This window comes from Campylobacter concisus (genome assembly GCF_003048445.1).
Classification (GTDB): domain Bacteria; phylum Campylobacterota; class Campylobacteria; order Campylobacterales; family Campylobacteraceae; genus Campylobacter_A; species Campylobacter_A concisus_BF.
Genome location: NZ_PIQW01000009.1, coordinates 100010 through 117576, shown reverse-complemented (window position 1 = coordinate 117576; position 17567 = coordinate 100010). Strand labels below are relative to the sequence as shown.

15 protein-coding genes are annotated in these 17567 nt (G+C 39.6%); 9 read left to right on the top strand and 6 right to left on the bottom strand.

The genetic code is table 11. From position 1 onward, the window contains the following. Both CVT14_RS07080 and CVT14_RS07075 read left to right on the top strand, forming a co-directional pair. Positions 1 to 4331 (top strand): Ig-like domain-containing protein (locus CVT14_RS07080; RefSeq protein ID WP_199907327.1); only part of this gene is annotated, 4331 nt, incomplete at its 5' end. 67 nt (positions 4332 to 4398) lie between these two features. Beyond that, positions 4399 to 4749 (top strand): hypothetical protein, encoded by a 351-nt coding sequence (locus CVT14_RS07075; protein ID WP_021089210.1) that lies wholly within the window; start codon positions 4399 to 4401, stop codon positions 4747 to 4749. A gap of 36 nt (positions 4750 to 4785) precedes the next feature. Here CVT14_RS07075 and CVT14_RS07070 read toward each other — a convergent pair whose 3' ends face one another. The 4 genes from CVT14_RS07070 to CVT14_RS07055 form a co-directional block, all read right to left on the bottom strand. Next, on the bottom strand, positions 4786 to 6552 hold the full coding sequence (locus CVT14_RS07070) for an aryl-sulfate sulfotransferase (RefSeq protein ID WP_021089235.1): 1767 nt from the start codon (positions 6550 to 6552) through the stop codon (positions 4786 to 4788). A 263-nt stretch (positions 6553 to 6815) separates the two neighbouring features. Beyond that, positions 6816 to 7940: a cytochrome d ubiquinol oxidase subunit II gene (locus CVT14_RS07065; protein WP_021089277.1), complete on the bottom strand. Its 1125-nt coding sequence runs from the start codon at positions 7938 to 7940 to the stop codon at positions 6816 to 6818. Next, positions 7933 to 9468 (bottom strand): cytochrome ubiquinol oxidase subunit I, encoded by a 1536-nt coding sequence (locus CVT14_RS07060; protein ID WP_107849994.1) that lies wholly within the window; start codon positions 9466 to 9468, stop codon positions 7933 to 7935. The genes CVT14_RS07065 and CVT14_RS07060 overlap by 8 nt, the downstream gene beginning before the upstream one ends. A 1-nt stretch (position 9469) precedes the next feature. Then, positions 9470 to 9685, bottom strand: coding sequence for a DUF4492 domain-containing protein (locus CVT14_RS07055; RefSeq protein WP_048809899.1), 216 nt, complete (start codon positions 9683 to 9685; stop codon positions 9470 to 9472). Between the two features lie 126 nt (positions 9686 to 9811). Here CVT14_RS07055 and CVT14_RS07050 point away from each other — a divergent pair, with 126 nt between their 5' ends. The 5 genes from CVT14_RS07050 (at position 9812) to CVT14_RS07030 (ending at position 15302) form a co-directional block, all read left to right on the top strand. Continuing rightward, complete coding sequence (locus CVT14_RS07050) at positions 9812 to 11446, top strand: CTP synthase (protein WP_107849993.1); 1635 nt, start codon at positions 9812 to 9814, stop codon at positions 11444 to 11446. Positions 11447 to 11526: 80 nt separating this feature from the next. Then, positions 11527 to 12129, top strand: a complete 603-nt coding sequence (locus tag CVT14_RS07045; RefSeq protein ID WP_107849992.1) for an outer membrane beta-barrel protein — start codon at positions 11527 to 11529, stop codon at positions 12127 to 12129. 312 nt (positions 12130 to 12441) lie between these two features. Then, on the top strand, positions 12442 to 14016 hold the full coding sequence (recJ, locus tag CVT14_RS07040; RefSeq protein ID WP_021089234.1) for a single-stranded-DNA-specific exonuclease RecJ: 1575 nt from the start codon (positions 12442 to 12444) through the stop codon (positions 14014 to 14016). A 206-nt stretch (positions 14017 to 14222) separates the two neighbouring features. Further along, positions 14223 to 14813 carry an outer membrane beta-barrel protein gene (locus CVT14_RS07035; protein WP_021089280.1) on the top strand — a complete coding sequence of 197 codons (591 nt, stop codon included), beginning with the start codon at positions 14223 to 14225 and terminating at the stop codon, positions 14811 to 14813. Between the two features lie 105 nt (positions 14814 to 14918). Then, complete coding sequence (locus CVT14_RS07030) at positions 14919 to 15302, top strand: hypothetical protein (RefSeq protein ID WP_035169952.1); 384 nt, start codon at positions 14919 to 14921, stop codon at positions 15300 to 15302. Between the two features lie 26 nt (positions 15303 to 15328). Here the strand turns inward: CVT14_RS07030 and CVT14_RS07025 are convergent, their stop codons facing one another. Continuing rightward, complete coding sequence (locus tag CVT14_RS07025; protein ID WP_021089255.1) at positions 15329 to 15547, bottom strand: hypothetical protein; 219 nt, start codon at positions 15545 to 15547, stop codon at positions 15329 to 15331. 169 nt (positions 15548 to 15716) lie between these two features. Between CVT14_RS07025 and CVT14_RS07020 the strand changes: the two genes are divergently transcribed. Together CVT14_RS07020 and CVT14_RS07015 are read left to right on the top strand one after the other, a co-directional pair. Further along, a complete protein-coding gene (locus tag CVT14_RS07020; protein WP_021089211.1) occupies positions 15717 to 16301 on the top strand; it encodes an outer membrane protein in 585 nt (194 codons plus the stop codon). A 119-nt stretch (positions 16302 to 16420) separates the two neighbouring features. Continuing rightward, entirely contained in the window at positions 16421 to 16906 is a 486-nt protein-coding gene (locus tag CVT14_RS07015; RefSeq protein WP_107849991.1) for a hypothetical protein, read from the top strand. Positions 16907 to 16917: 11 nt separating this feature from the next. Here CVT14_RS07015 and CVT14_RS07010 read toward each other — a convergent pair whose 3' ends face one another. After that, a complete protein-coding gene (locus tag CVT14_RS07010; protein WP_103603237.1) occupies positions 16918 to 17550 on the bottom strand; it encodes a protein-L-isoaspartate(D-aspartate) O-methyltransferase in 633 nt (210 codons plus the stop codon). Between the last annotated feature and the right edge of the window lie 17 nt (positions 17551 to 17567).

Sequence of the window (17567 nt, the reverse complement as noted above, 5' to 3'; positions counted from 1 at the left end):
CAGCTATAGCTAAGAACGAATTTGGTGAGAGTGGTTCAAGTAATGAGGCTACAATAGAGCTTGATACAATAGCTCCAAGTGTAGAGAATGTCAAAGTAACTCCAATAGATATGAGCGATCCAGCTGATAGTACATCAGAAAAAGGTAGAGTAGAGGGTAGATCTGACACTCCAGGTGCTATAGTAGTTATCAAAGATCAAGCTGGTAATGAAATAGGTAGAGATAACGTAAAAGCTGATAAAAGCTTTACAATCGAAACTACTAAGCCAATCAACAAAGGCGATAAAGTTACAGTAGAGATCACTGATGAAGCTGGCAACACTGGTAAAGGTGAAGCTGAAGCTGGCAATGTAAAACACGAAGGTGATAATGCAGCTCCTTGCGATCCAACAATCACATTTGTTGAAGACACAGCTCCAAAAGATGGCAAGCTAAATAAAGCAGAAAACAGCAGTGATAGTGATAACGCTAGTACAAAAGCGCATATTTCTTTCTTCCCAGATGTTGTTAAAGGCGATGTGATCAAATACACTATTAACAATGGCAAAGAGCAAAACCACACTGTAACTGCAGATGACGTAAAAGCTGGCTATATAGAGGTTAAAGTACCAGTAGTTGATGGTAAAACTTCAAGTGTAACAGCTAAGATCGTTGATCAAGCAGGCAATGCAAGTGAAGCAGTAACTAGCAGTATAGATGTGGACCTAACCTCTATGACTCCGACTATCGATCAAGTAACAGATAATCAATATGGCGGAATACAAGATGGCAACAACGTTCTTGGCATTGACGATGGCTTAACAAACGACAGTACGCCTACATTTAAAGGTACAGCTGAGCCTGGTGCAACAATCGTTCTTAAAAATGGTAACGATATTATTAGCAAAGACATCATTATAAAAGCTGACGCTAATGGCAACTGGGAATTTACACCAAAAACTGCACTTGCTGATGGTGAGTATAATGTAACAGCTATAGCAACAGATAAAGCCGGCAATGTTAGCGATCCATCAAATGTTGCAACGATTAACATTGACACCAACTGCCCTAAACCTGTTATTACTGAGATTGTAGATAATACGGCTGGTGGCGTAGTAAATGGCGATGTTAAAAATGGCCTAACAAATGATAGCACTCCAACACTAAAAGGTACAGCTGAGCCTGGTTCAACTGTTAAAGTTTGGATAGATGGTTTAACTAAAGCTTCTCTTGTTAATGGTGAAGTTATTTATGATTGGACTACAACTACCAAAGGAGATGGTACTTGGGAATTTGTACTTCCAAAACTAGAAGATGGTCGTCATTTATTTGTTGTTAAAGCAACCGATAAAGCAGGCACAAATAGCCCAGATTCTGATACTGTTGGTGTAACTGTTGATACTACCTCAGGAGCTCCAAAAGTAATGATCACAGCTGATGCAGACGACAACAACATCTTGACAGCCACTGAAGCATCTGCTTTAACTGATGGCAAACTAAAATGGGTTATCAAACTACCAGAAGATGCAAAAGTAGGCGATAGAATCGAAGTGTCTAATAGCCATAGAGAGTGGGTGACTATATTAACCCTAAGCGCTGCTGACATAGCTAAAGGTGAAGTTGCAAGAGATGATTTTAGTGCGGATTTTGTAAAAGGCAAAACTGGCTTCGAAACTCCATCTTATAGGATAGTAGATCAAGCTGGTAATGTCAGTACAGAGCATTGGGATACAGTTAAATTTGACAAGTCTGCTCCTACATCCCCAGTTATCAAAGAGGTTATTGATGATGTTAAGGGCTACGAAAAAGATACTAAAGTAGGTAACGTACTTGACGTAAAAGGTGGTCTAACAAATGACAATATGCCAACTATCAAAGGTACAGCTGAGGCTGGTATAAAAGTTAATATTTACGACAATGGCAAGTGGATCGGGGATGCGAAAGCTAATGCTAATGGCAACTGGGAGTTTACACCAGAGATAAGTGCAGCACTACCTGATGGTAAACATAGCATTACTGCAGTAGCCGAAAATGCCCTAGGGGTGAACAGCGAACCTAGCAATGCAGCTAATATAGATGTCGATACTGTAACACCTAAGCCAACTATAGAAAAGGTCACTGATAACGTAGAAGGTGGCGTATATCATGGTGATGTTAAAGGTGGTTTAACAAACGACAATAGACCGGTATTTGAAGGTAAGGCTGAAAAAGGTGCATTTGTTGAGCTTATCGATAATGGCAAAGTAATAGGCACAACTGAAGCCGGCGAAGATGGTAAGTGGACAATACAGCCAAAAGAGCCAATGGCTGATGGTAAGCATAATATGGTCGTACAAGCAACTGACCTAGCTGGAAACAGAAGCAGATCTGACCAATCATCTTCTGATGTAGAGACAAATGCAGGCGTTGTTAAGATCACAGCTGTTTGTGACGATGTGGCTGGCTATAACGGTAAAGTAGGAAATATCCTTGGTGTAAATAATGGACTAACAAACGATAGTACACCGACTATCAAAGGCGCAGCAAAACCTGGTACAACTATTACAATCAAAGATGGCAATAGTGTTATCGATGGAGTGATCAAATATAACGGCGATGGTTCTTGGGAATTTACACCAAAAACTCCATTTGCTGACGGCGAGCATAAACTAACTGCGATAGCTACAAGTAGGACTTCTGGTGCTCAAAGTGTTTCAAATGTAGCAACTATAGATGTTGATACTACTATAAGGATAGAGTTGACAGAAGTTACTCCAATAGCTGAAGGTGGCACTCCTGGTGCTCATATTAGTAAGCCAACTATTATCATGAATACAATTAGCAGAGGTAATCATATTCCGACTACAACTGGCGATGACTACGTAAAAGTAAAAGGTTCGGTAAATAATCGTGCTAATATCAATCTATGTGATGGTAATGATACTTTAGCAATCGGTGGTGTAGTTACGGATGGTGTGGTTATTAATGCTGGTAGAGGAAACGACAAGATAGTTATTGGAGACTATTTAGGTGGTTTATCATCAAGAGGTACTAAAATCGACCTAGGTGAAGGTGGAGCTAATATAGTTAAAACACATCTTGTTGGTGAATCAGATGAGCGCAATGCTAAATTTATCATCAAGGATAAAAATAACATTCAAATAGGCGAAGGCAAAACTGATGCTGATGGCAAATTTGATATGTTTATAGACAAAGCTATCAAACCTGGCGAGAAATTAAGTGTAGAGATAGTCGATGCAGCTGGTAATAAAGCTAGTGATAGTAAGGCAGCTAGCCACATAGAAGTGAGTGGAGTACGCTACTATGACAACGAGCTAGATGTTGGTACAAACATACATGCTGCTACTGTTGTAGCTGGAAATGGTAATGACTTAGTAGTTGTTGGCGAGAAAGGCAAACCAGATGGCTATATAACAGCAAATTCTAAGATCGATCTAGGCGAAGGAGATAATGAGATCAGAGTTCGTACAAATATAGATCACTCTGAGATCAAAACTGGTAGTGGTGATGATATAGTGACTACTGGACTAAAAGGCAATGGTTTTGGCTATATAACTAATGAATCTAAGATTGATCTAGGAGATGGTAACAATAAGCTAAATGTTGGCGCAAATATTGATGGTTCAACTATTGAGTTAGGAAAAGGCGATGATACAGCCGTTGTTAAAGGCTGGATAAACGATAACGCTGTTGTAAATCTAGGCGATGGCAACAATACTCTAACTGTTGGTACAAATATCGATAAAGCAACTGTTCTTGCAGGAAGTGGCAATGATGAAGTGGTTGTAGGTAAGTGGCAACATGCTGGTGATAGCTGGATAACAAATTATTCAACTATTAAACTAGGTGATGGCGACAATAAACTAACTGTCGGTACAAATATCGATAGCTCATCTATTGAAACAGGCAAGGGTAATGATGTGATAAAAGTAGGTGGTTATATCCATAGCTCTAAAGTCGATCTAGGCGCAGGAGACGATACTCTATCTATTGGCAAGGTAGACCTAGATAATAGCAAAGTAGATGGTGGAGCTGGTTATGATAAGTTAGTATTAGAAAATCCTGACAAGTCTGTAAACCTAAGCGATATCTCAAAATTTGCTAGCAACTTTGAAGAGCTTGACATATCTGGTGCTAAAAACACTACTCTAAAAGTTGGCATAAAAGATGTCCTAGATATGACTGATGATAAACATACGCTAAAAATCACAGGTGATAAAGGCGATGTAGTCGATCTAAAAGAGGATGTTAAAGGCAGCGGATGGCATCAAGGTGCTTCAGAAGATGGTTACACAACATATACAAACAACACCGTAACTATTCAGATCAAAGACGAGATCCACGTTATCTAGTCTAAAAATATAAGCAGGGCAGGAGGTCTGCCTTGCTTTGAATTTGTTTGCGGTGAAGGGAGTTTGTATGCAAAGCGAGAAGACAAAAAATTTACTCGATGAAGTAAATGAAACAATAGATTTTATATTTAGAACCTGTAACAGAAATGGCGGCACGAAGAAGGCTTTAGAAGATAAAAAGCTAAGTAGAGAAATTTTAAAAGATAAATTTAAATCGATCTTTTCAAAATTTGGCCAGATAGATGAGGCTAGTTTTAAGAGTGCGATCCTCGCAAACGACGAGGCAAAAGAGCTAAACGAGATAGCGATGGCTCTTGAGATAGACGAAGATGTAAGCTTGCTAGAGCTAGAGCGAGCGATAAATTTTGACCTAACTAGCGTCAAAGAAGAAATTTATAAATTTCAACATAATAACTAATATACTTCGGTGTGAGAGGGGGTCTCACACCAAAATTTAATAACTAAACACTTCTGGATCGATAACCATCGCTCTATAAGCGACATCATCTCTTGATGCAGAATCCACATCCATCTCAAATTTTATATCATTTGTCTTTGGGTCGATCTCGACTAAGACCATTTTGATAGTCTTATCAGGGCGGAGTAAATTTACATTTGAGCTTGAGATAAAGTAGGTGCTTTTATCCTTTTGCCACTCGACGTTGCTAGTGACTGCACTATAAAAGTCAAATCCACGCTCCTTACCAAACTGCCAAGTCTGCTCAACCGTGCCCTTTTTCTCATCTATCTTGTATTCAACCGCGCGGGAGTATTTCTCCTCTTTAAAGGCTGGCTGCTCCATGCCTCTAGCATCGCCATTGTCAAAGACGCTTAGGTGTTTTATGTCGCCCTTGTTTTCGTATCTTGGCGTTAGCCATGCGGTGTGCTGCGTCCATGACCAGTCAAATTCGCCCTCGCATTTTGAGTTTTCACATTTTATCTTGTTGCCTTTACTATCGACTGGAGTTAGCACTTTTGCTTTAAAGTCCTCGCTCCAGCCATCAGGCGAGGCTAGTATCCATTTTACTTTCTTGTCGCGTCCTATCTTTACGATGCCTTGGTGACGAAGCGAAAGGATGATGCTATCATCGCTCTCATCATACGAGATAGAATTTACATGCGCCCAGTTTCTGCCTGTGCCAGTGGAGGTGACATCGCCAAATGGCTGATCATCACTTATCTTGATCTCTTTTGCGTCCATGTCTATGTTTAGGCAAACAGCCCTAGCATCAAGCGCCTTTATGAGGTTGCTACGATAAACATTGTTGCCAAAAATTTCATTTAGATTCCACTCTTCTACCACTTTGCCAGTGTTATCGACCTCGATGATGTGGTCTCTTATGGTGTGAGAAATTTTGCCGTTTTTGTGGTGGTAGTTGTATTTTGCTACTCTAAGAAGTGCGTGATCATCTTTTAGTGGCATCACCTCGTGGCTGAGATCGATGTAGCCTCTAGGTAGTGGGCGGTTGTAAATTTCTTTTCCCATGAGGTCATATCTAAGATATCTTTGAGCCATACCAAAGCTGATATCGCCGTTTTTTAGCTGATGAAATCCCATCATCATGCCTCCATCCATCACTCTTCTCTCGCTGCGGTCGTAAAATTTCTGATAGTCAAGATACCATCTGACCTCGCCCTTGGTATCTACGATGTAGTTTTCGGTAAAGTCGTTCCAGCTAGCAGCTCCGCCATTTTTCCAATCAAGCGGTTTATAGACGCTTGTTATTGTGTTGTTTATGAGATAGAGCCTGTTTTTAAAGGCAGGATCGACCTTTTTGACGCGAGTTTTTTGCATGTGTGAGAACCTAAAATCACGGCTATATGTGACGATAGGCTGGGCGTAAATTTTATAAGTTTCTACCTTTTTAGCTCCGTTAAATGTATAACTAAGCACGACCTCGTTTAGATAGTCGGGATAAAGCCCCCAAATAGGCACACCATCATGCGTGAGCAAGGCATGCTCTGAGACGTTGTAGTCGATATCTATGCCACCATCTGGCTTGCCCTTTACTTTGACGTGGATATCTTTGATGTCCTTGCCGGCTCTATCGATGATAGCAGTTAGCGGCGATACATCGTAGGGGTTTATAAAGACTGAGCCAAGCTCTCCTTGAACCTTTACTTGATGAGCCAAGACTCCAGCGTTTAGTGGAGCACTAAAGCCAAAACCACTCACCAAAACAGCCGCAAGGGCAACAGAACCTAAGAAATTCTTGCTCATTTTCGCTCCTTTGTGAAATTTAATGATATCTTACTCCCCAAATTTCACACAAAACTAACGCTTATATAAAAAGAGGCTTAAGTAAATTTATAAAGAAGTCGTTTTAAGAGGTAAAAATAAAAGAAGAATTTAGGAGCAAATGCCCCTAAATTTTAGTTATTTGTGTCAAATTTCTTAAGAGAAAAAAGAACAAATTTGTAGCTAATAAATAGCGTTACTGGCCAAAGTATCAAAAAAATTCCTGCTTCTAACATCTTTTATCCTTAGTATGCGTGATGATCGTTTTTGATCTCATCTTGCGTGATCTTCTTGCTATCTATCGCTCTCCAGACGATGAAGATATAAGCAAGCACTACTGGCACTAGCAAGCTAACATAGGCCATAACGCCAAGTGTGTAGTGGCTAGAGCTTGCATTTTTGATAGTTAGCGAGCTAGAAAGGTCGCTAAATGACGGATAAAATGCAGTGCCATTTAGTCCTGTTATCAAAAATAGCGCGGTCACAGCGAGCGTTACGCCAACGCCATAAGCAAAAATTCCGCGGATGCTTTTTGTAAATGCCCCTTGGAAAATTCCAACAAGCACCAAAAGCACGCCAACAAGTAGTAGCACACCAGCGACAGGCATCTCGATCAAATTTATAGCGTATTTGTAAGCAACAAGGCTAACTACACCGTTTGCGTCGTATGCAAAGCCATCTTTTGTAAGTATCCAAGCAAGAAATCCTAAGAAAAATGGCAAGAATAGCACGGTGTTGATAATTAGCTGTTTTCTAGCGTTTTGTATAAATTCGCCATCAGCGATGTTGTTTATAAGATACAAGCAGCCGCCTACGCGAGATAAGAAAAACATCGCTATGCCAAGCAAATACAAGTAAGGATTTGCCAATGCCTCAAGACCGCGAAATGGAGTTTTCCACTCGACAAAGTTGTGCTCATTTAACACAAAGTCACTGCCGCTAAAGAATGTACTAACCGCCATGCCAATAAGGATAACACCAAGTGAGCCATTTATGAAAAGGAAAATTTCATAAGTTCTAGCACCCAAGAAGTTATCAGGCTTTTTGCGGTACTCGTAGCTTACAGCTTGGATGATAAAGCAAAATAAGATAGCTAGCCAAACCCAGTAAGCGCCACCAAAGCTAGTAGCGTAAAATAGCGGGAACGCCGCAAAGCACGCGCCACCAAACATAACAAGCGTCGTAAATGTAAGCTCCCATTTTCTACCGATAGAATTTATGAGCATATCTTTTTTAAGCTCGTCCTTACCAAGGCTAAAGATGAGCGACTGACCGCCTTGAACAAACATCATAAAGACCAAAAGTCCGCCAAGAAGGCTAACTATAAACCACCAATAAATTTGTAAATTTTCTAAGCTTAAACTATGCATGGTCATTAAATCCTATCTTTATTTGCTTAAGCATGATTTTGATCTCGGCAATCAGCAAGACCGTAAATAAAACAGCAAATAATATAAATGAAATTTTCACGTTTGAGTCTGATAAATTTGTAGCTCCTACGCCAACGGTCATGAGATCTTGTATCGCCCATGGCTGACGACCGACCTCTGCTACTATCCAGCCAGCCTCAGCTGCGATGTAGCCAAGTGGTATGGTAAAGAGGCAGATCCACAAAAATGCTCTTATGTTTTCAAATTTATATTTTCTTGAGAGATTTAGATAAAGAGTGATAGCAAAAAGAGCTATGAAATATGTGCCAAGAGCGACCATGATGTGGAAGCTATAAAATGTAAGTGCAACTGGTGGCACAGCATCTTTTGCGTCCTTAAGATAGCCATATCCTAAGAAATTTAGGTTGCTCTCTAAATTTGAAAGTGAGCTTTTCATTAAGCTCTCGTCATTTGCTTTTTTAGCCTCTTTGTAGTTTTTAAGAGCTTCGATAGCTACTTTACCTTTTGCCATCTTCTCTTCTACGCTTATTAGATTGTGCTCGCTGTTGCCATAAAGTAGGTCGTTTATGCCTGGTGTAAATGAGTCAAGCTCTCTGTTTGCCATGATGCCAAGTGCGTAAGGTACTTTTATCTCAAACAAAAAGGCATCGCTCTCATCGCCAAGCTTTTTAGCTGGGTTTAAAATGCCAGCTGCAACTAAGCCAGCGTTTTGCTCACCCTTGTAAAGTCCCTCCATGGCTGCAAGTTTCATAGGCTGCTTTTGAGCTGCAAGATATGCGCTCTCATCGCCGCTAAGTAGTAAAAATGCCGAAGTGATAAGACCAAATGCACTAGCAACGACGATGCTTTTTTTAGCAAGCAAGATGTGGCGTTTTTGGATCAAAAACCAAGCTGAAATTCCTATCACAAAAAGAGCTGAGATAGTGTAGCCGCTAGTTACTGTGTGTAAAAATTTGCTAATGCCAAGTGGATTTAGCGCGACTTCGAAGAAATTTTGCATCTCCATTCTAGCGGTGTCTGGGTTAAATTTCATGCCGATAGGATACTGCATCCAGCCATTTGCGATCAAGATCCAAAGTGCGCTTAAATTTGAACCGATCGCAACAAGCCAAGTTGAAAATAGGTGAAATTTCTTGCTAACTTTATCCCAGCCAAAAAACATAATGGCAAAAAATGTACTCTCCATGAAAAATGCTAGCAAGCCTTCAATCGCAAGCGGAGCACCGAAGATATCGCCTACAAACCAGCTGTAATTCGCCCAGTTTGTACCAAACTCAAACTCCATGATGATGCCAGTTGCCACACCGATAGCGAAATTTATACCAAAGAGCTTTAGCCAAAATTTCGTTATCTCAAGCCAGGCCTTATCGCCAGTTTTGACATATATCGTCTCCATAATGGCGATAATAAAACTTAGCCCCAACGTAAGTGGGACAAACAAAAAGTGGTAAATGGCAGTCAGCGCAAACTGAGCCCTAGACCAATCAACAAAATCCATCTCAGACATTTTATTCCTTTATTAAATTACGAATTACAAATTCGCTTTTTTCTTCGTCGGTTTGAAATTTGGTATTAAGAGTTTCATCAAAGATGAAGACCTTTAATATCCCAAACATAATGATAAGCTTTATCGCTATGAGAAGCCATAGTTTCTTGCCTATTTTCATGTTTTTAAAGCCGTCTACATATAAAGAGGCGATGTTTTTTAAGCAGTTTTTAATCATAATGTCGAAGTCTATAACAAAAAAACTTAAAGAATAATTTTTAAAAATTGCAAGATTAATGCCTTACTAAATATTTAAGGGGTATAATCGGCAGATTAAAAAATAACTAAAGTTAAGGAAATTTTGATGGCAAAAGAGACGAAGTATATTTTTATCACAGGTGGCGTTTTAAGCTCACTTGGAAAAGGCATCGCAGCTGCGTCTATCGCGACATTACTTAAAAATTCTGGCTTAAAGGTGAGCGTCTTAAAAGCTGACCCATATATCAACGTAGATCCAGGCACGATGAGCCCACTAGAGCATGGCGAAGTCTTTGTCACAGATGATGGCGCTGAGACTGATCTTGACCTTGGTCACTACGAGAGATTTTTAGATGAGAGCCTAAGTCAGGATAATAACTTCACAACAGGTAGAGTTTATAGCTCAGTTATCGAAAAAGAGCGCCGTGGCGACTACCTTGGAAAGACTATACAAGTGATCCCTCACATCGTTGGCGAGATCGTTGATCGTATCAAAAAAGCAGGCGAGGGCAAAGATGTGCTCATCGTTGAGATCGGCGGAACCGTTGGCGACATCGAGGGACTACCATTTTTAGAGGCGATAAGAGCGCTAAGAGTAGAAGTTGGCAAAAAAAGAGCGCTAAATATCCACCTAACGCTCGTGCCATTTATCAAAGTAGCTGGCGAGCTAAAGACAAAGCCAACCCAGCATAGCGTAGGCGAGCTAAGACGCATCGGCATAAGCCCAGATATCATCATCTGCAGATCTGAAATGCCACTAAACCGCGAGCTAAAAGATAAGATCGCAGCAAGCTGTGGTGTGGAGAAAAACTGCGTCATAGAAAGCTTAGATAGCGCAAGTATCTATCAAATTCCACTTTCATTTTTAAAGCAAGATATATTAACGCCGATCGCTGAAAATTTAGGCTTTGGTGAGCTAAAACCAGACATGGCAAACTGGGATAGCCTAGTAAAAAGGATCATCGCTCCAACAAACGAAACTACAATAGCCTTTGTAGGCAAATATATCGATCTAAAAGAGAGCTACAAGAGCCTAACAGAGGGCATCATCCATGCTGGAGCAAATTTGGACGCTAGGGTAAATTTACGCTGGATAGATAGCGAAAAGATAGAAGAGAGCAATGTAAATGAGCTTTTAAAAGACGTGGATGGCATCTTAGTAGCTGGCGGCTTTGGAGAAAGGGGCGTTTTAGGCAAGATGCAGGCTATAAAATTTGCTCGTGAAAATAAGATACCTTATCTTGGAATTTGCCTTGGTATGCAGCTGGCACTAATCGAGTTTGCAAGGGATGTTTTGGGTTTAGAAGATGCAAATTCTATGGAATTTAACAAAGAGTGCAAAAATCCTATCATCTATCTAATAGATAGCTTCATCGATGCTCACGGCAAAAAGCAAATAAGAACGCACACAAGTCCACTTGGTGGCACTATGAGACTTGGTGCTTATAACTGCGACATCAAGCCAAAGACGCTTTTGGCTGAAATTTATGGCAACGCAAAGAGCGTAAAAGAGCGCCACCGCCACCGCTACGAGGCAAATCCAAAATATAAAGATATCTTTGAAAAGGCTGGTCTAATAGTAAGTGGCGAAAGCGACGGACTAGTAGAGGCGATCGAGCTAAAAGGCCATCCGTGGTTTGTAGGCGTGCAGTGTCACCCTGAATTTACTAGCCGCTTAACTAGACCAAACCCTGTGATACTAGGCTTTATAAAAGCAAGCTTGGCTAATCACGTAAAATGATAAATTTGCAAAAATATTTAAGTAAAGATAAAGTATATGATACATAAAATTGCACCATAATTACTATTGAAGGGATTAACATGAAAAATTGTGTTTTAAAAGGTGTTTTAACACTTTCACTTGCTAGCTCATTTGCATTAGCGCAAGGCGGATTTGTCGGATTAGAAGGTGGCTACGACTTTAGCTCAAAGTTAAGCAGTGATGGCGATAGCATAAAAGACAATAGACCAAATATTGGCATAAAAGGTGGTTATGATTTTGGCGTAGCTAGAGCTTACGGTGGTTATTTCTATCATGCAAAGGCTAAAGATAGCGATAGAGGTTCAATCAACGGCGTAACTGGTTCATTAGATACAGAATGGACAAATCATAAATTCGTAATAGGTGGTGACTATACTCCAGCTATTACAGATAACTTTAAATTAATTGCAGGACTTTATACTGGTATTTCGGTAATGAATTTTAAATCTAGACTTAATACAAATGTTGTTAGGGCTAGTTATGATGTTACTAAGTCTGGCTGGTTACTTGGCACAAGACTTGGTGCTGAGTATAGCTTTGATGAGCATAATGCGCTTGAGTTTGGTGTAAAAATTGATAGATCGTGGTATAACATTGACGATATTGATAATGTCAAAGCAACAGACATGGGCGCTTACCTAGGCTACACATATAAATTTTAATTTTTGGGGTCTTATGACCCCTTATTTTTACTTAAAATTTCTCTCATTTTTTACTTCAAATTTACAATGGCTAATTTATAAAGAGTATCAATTTAACAAAAGTTTTTTGCCCTAAAAATCTTACTTTCAATGAAAATTATAAGAAATTAAATTTCAAAAAGATATAATCAAAGCATTCAAAATAAAGACGAAAGATTACGATGAAAAAAAAGCATTTTTGTTGCCAAATTTTTGGCAGTTTGGGCGTAAATTTAAGTGAGCAAATAGCATTAGTAAAAGTTGGCAGGGCGTCAAAAAGTCCTTGCCAAAGCTATGTTAACTAAAGAGGATATTAGGAATTTACTAGCACGTAGATTTTGTAACGACATACACAAAAAACTTAGTGAAATTCCAACGCCAAGCGCTCTAAAGGATATCTACAAAGGCGCTAATCGCATCAAAGAGGCGATCGAGAGAAATGAACATATCGCTATTGTTGGCGATTATGACGTTGATGGCGTGGTTTCAAGTGTGATTCTAGCCGAGTTTTTTGACGATCTTGGCGTAAAAAACTACCTAGTAAAGATCCCAAACCGCTTTAAGGACGGATACGGCCTAAACCCTGAGATCATCGACGAGCTTGCAAGCGATGTGAGTCTAATAATCACCGTCGATAACGGCATCTCAGCTAATGACGCCGCCGCTATCTGCAAAGAAAAAGGCATCGATCTTATCATCACAGATCACCACATGCCACCAGCCATTTTGCCAGAAGCCTACGCCATCATCAATCCAAAACAAGAGGACTGCAACTTTCCAAATATCGAAATTTGCGGTGCTGAAGTGGCTTGGTATTTGGTTGGAGCGCTAAAGGATGTTTGCAAGCTAAACTACGATATGAGCAAGTTTTTAGAGCTTTTAGCCATCGCGATAATCGCTGATATGATGGAGCTAAGAGATATGAACAGGATGCTCGTTCGCATGGGTATTTGCAAGCTAAATGCCTCGAAGCGCTCGGCATTTTGCGTCATAAAAGAGTTTTACGGCAAGGATAAATTTGAGTGTGATGATATCAGCTTTCTTATAGCGCCTCTTATAAATTCAGCCGGACGCATGGACGATGCGATGAATTCATTTAACTTCTTGCGTGCAAAGAGCATCGAGGAGGCTTACAACTACCTTGATACGATTATCGAGTTTAACAACTCCAGAAAAGAGGAGGAGCGCCAACTCTTTGAGTGCTCGCTAAAGGACATAAAAGAGGACGATGAGGTCATCATCACTTGGGGAGAGCAGTGGCACGAGGGCGTGATAGGCATAGTAGCTAGCCGCCTTGCAAAGCACTTTGCAAAGCCAGCTATCGTCTTTAGCATAGATAAAGGCCGCGCAAAAGGCAGTGCTAGAAGCGTTGGCAAGCTTGATATCTTATCACTCATCGCAAGCCACGAAGATCTGCTAACAAGCTACGGCGGTCACAAAGGTGCAGCAGGGCTAACTCTTGCGCCTGAAAATTTGGAAAAATTTAAAGAGGCGATAAACAAAAGCTGCTCATGCCTAAATATGCAAGAGTGCAAAAGCTCAGACGAGCTACTTGGCGACATAATGCCAAGCGAGATAGACTTTGAGCTACTTGAAATTTTGGAATTTTATGAGCCGTATGGACAGAAAAATCCACGCCCAGTCTTTAAGATAGAAAACGCTGTCGTGAAGAACGAGAGGCTCATAGGCAGGGATCAAAACCACTTAAAACTTATCTTGCAAAAAGACAACAAAACGCTTGAGGCGCTGTTTTTTAACTTTACAAAGCACGTTAGAGTAGGCGAAATGATAGATATCATCTTTTGCGTATCTAAAAATTCGTTCCGCGGACTTGTTACGCCACAGCTTCTCATAAGAGAAATTTTATAGCATTTTACCTAGTCGTTTGAAATTTTACGACTAGGTGTTACTTTTTAATAATTCAAAATTTTATAAATTTATCTTTATAAATCCCTAAAATACGAATTTCATAAACAAAGTAAATTTATCAATGCTTATTTAATATTATAAATTAATAATATTTTAAATAAAAATCCGTAAAATTACATTTACATTATATTTTTAAAGGATTGAAAATGAAAAGTTCATTTTTGAAAGCTAGCATGATTGCATGTGCGGTTTGCTCATTTGCTATGGCAGAGGGAGCATTTATTGGTTACGAGGGCGGATACTCTTTTGCGTCAAATTGGAAAGAGAAAACAACAGACGGCGAGAGCGCAAGCGTTAGAAAAGGTCAATTTAACAGCGGTGTAAAAGCTGGTTATGATTTTGACAGCTTTAGAGCTTACGGTGCTTATTTTTATAGCTTTCAAACAAAAAAACAAATAAACAATGACACTGACGACAAATTTAATGTTAAGTGGAAAAAACACAGCTTATTAGCAGGCGTTGACTACACTCCAAGTATCACCAAAGATATCAAACTTGTTGCGGGTGGTTACACTGGTGTATCAAGACTTTCTATCACAAGAGATGATGTGAATAAAAAATTCTATGACACAGGATTTGTTTTAGGCGCTAAATTTGGTGCTGAGTACCTACTTGATCAAAACAACATCCTAGAAGCTGGCATAAAAACTGACTACACTTTCTATAAGGCAGATGACGTTAGCAGAGTTAGAGAGAGCAACATCGGTCTTTACGTAGGCTACACTTATAAATTTTAATATTAAACATTCCCTCCTTAAGAAATTTGCGCCCTAATTTGGGCGCAAATTTATCTCTAGTATTTTTACCATTAAATTTAATATACTTTCCAAAAAGGACACAAAATGAAGAAAATAATATTGTCTCTATTTATACTCTTGACGGCTACGTTTGCAGTTGATTGTGATAATGCATTTATTAAAGCTGTTGTAAGCATGATCGATGAGCCAGCTCCCACAAGAGTCGATGAAAATAGCGTAATAATGGGTGCTACATGCGAAAATGAGACCCTAAAAACCACGTTTGTTATAAATGATAGCGAGGATATTAAATTTAGTAAATTTAATAAAAATCAGATAGATGAGTTTAAAAAGATGCAAACCGAAATGCTAAAAGAGGACTTTTGTAGTAGTAAAAACCCTCTTATCGACAAAGCCTCGTGGATATATAACTACGAGAACGGCAAAAATTTTGCTGTGATAAATTTGACAAAAGAGGATTGCAAGTAAGATTTTCTGGGGTCTCCCCCAGAGATTTAAGCTTTTTTGTCTTCAAGCTCTTTTAGGTGTGCTTTTACAAACTCACCAAATTCGTCTTGAGTTAGCACTCTTTTAGCAAGTTTTTCCTTGCATTTTTTGCCAAGCTCGCCTAGTGTTGCTCTATTTTTTTGGCTTTGTGATTTGCCAAATTTTGAAAGGATCGTATTTAGCTCATGCTCTTCACCGAAATTTACTAGCTCTTTATCTAGTGCCATTTTCTCTCCTTTGATGAAAATTTTTTCTAATTTTAAAATTTAATAGTAAATATAAATAAATTTAAATTTTAAAGGCTAAAAATAGCGAAAAATAGGGCTTTGTTAAATTTAAATTTCATATAGATTAAACGCGTAATAGTAAAATCACGAAAATTTTTAAAGGAGAAGTATGAAAAATTTACTTGTAAAATCAAGCTTGGTTTTAGCTTTAGTTAGTTCAGCTGCACTTGCGCAAGGTGCATTTGTCGGTGGCGAGGGCGATTATTCGTTCAACTCAAAGATCAAAACTAAAAATATCGCAAAAAGCGAAAAAAATAACTTCAACAAAGGTCACTACGGACTTGGCTTTTATGGCGGTTATGATTTTGACAGCTATAGAGCGTATGGTGGCTACTACTACGACTTTAAAGCTAGAAAAAATGCTGGCGAAGCAGACGCAAAATGGAGCAAACATAAGCTTTTGGCAGGCGCTGACTACACTCCAAACATCACAGAAAACTTTAAAGCCGTGCTTGGCGGTTATGCTGGTCTTGGTTATCTAAGTGTTAGACAAAGCTTTGAAAACGAAACTAGCAAGAAAAATTTCAAAGGTTTGTTAGTTGGCGCAAAAGCTGGCGGTATCTACTCATTTGACGCTCACAACGCACTAGAGTTTGGTCTAAAAGCTGATAAGACATTTTATAAGAAAAATAGTGGCGCTCAGCTAAGGGATACAACCGTGGGAATTTACACAGGCTACACTTATAAATTCTAAATTTATGGCAAGGCTTAGGCTTTGCCCCTCCCAAAAACTCAAATTTGATCTTAAATTTATAACTCATGCAACCTTTAAGTGATGCGAGGTAGAATGGCTCTTATCTAAAAAGGAGAAAAATGAAAACCAAATCACTTCTTGCCATTGTGCTCTGTGCTGTTTTTAGTAGCTTTGCCTTTTGCGAACCACAAAGCGAGCCAACACCAACAAAAAGTAGAGATTTGGTTGGTCAGACGGTGCCAGGTGCTATTTTAGGCATTAAGGTGTCAAAGGAGTATCAAGCTAAATTTGATAGCGCAAAGCCTAGGATGCAGGAATTTTTAGCAAATATGGCATGCTATAAGGCTAATAAAAATGATAAATTTATGGAAGGTGGCATAAGAGCACCTACGCTAAGAAGAGATGATAGCCATTTTAAAAGGACTAGTGGCACTTGTAGCGACAGCGTAGATATCTTGAGTATAGAAAATGTGAAATTTATCGCCAAAAACGCATTTAGTTTTAGTGTTACATTTATCACGGCAGATGGCGAAGAAACTACAAAATTTGATGATCTTATATTTACGCAGCACCCTAGCGGCGAGTGGCTGGTTAGGTGGCAATAGCTACGAAATTTCTACTCTCTGCCCTCAAGAAGTGGCACAAAAAGACACTCGTCTAAAAACTCTTTTTCTAAATTTCCACTCTCATCTTTTCTAAATTTAGCGATAAACTGCTTGCCATCTTTTTTCATCGGAGCGACCAAGATGCCGCCATTTTTTAGTTGAGCGAATAAATTTGGCGAGATCTCATCAGCAGCAGCCGAGAGTAAAATCCTATCAAACGGCGCGTAGCTTCGCCAGCCGTTGTTGCCATCATCATATCTTACGTGCACGTTTTTGATCTTTAGCGTCTCGAAGCGTTTTTTTGCCTCCATGGCTAGCTTTTCTATGCGCTCGACGCTAAAAATTCTATGTGCGAGCTTGCTTAGTATCGCTGCTTGATAGCCGCTGCCACAGCCTATTTCTAGGATGTTATCCACATTTTCGCACTCTAGCGCCATCGTCATCTTTGCCACTGTTAGCGGCGAGCTGATCCACTGGTTGCCAAGTATCGGCTGTGCGTCAAGCTTGTAAGCATGTGCCGGGATAGGCACGAAAATTTCGCGCTCTGTCGTTGATATCGCGTCAAACAAAAGCGGACTTAGCGTGATCTCGTCGGCTATGTCGCTAGCTAAATTTTGGCATTTTATCGCTTCTAATGGGGTCAAAATTTCTATCCTAAACA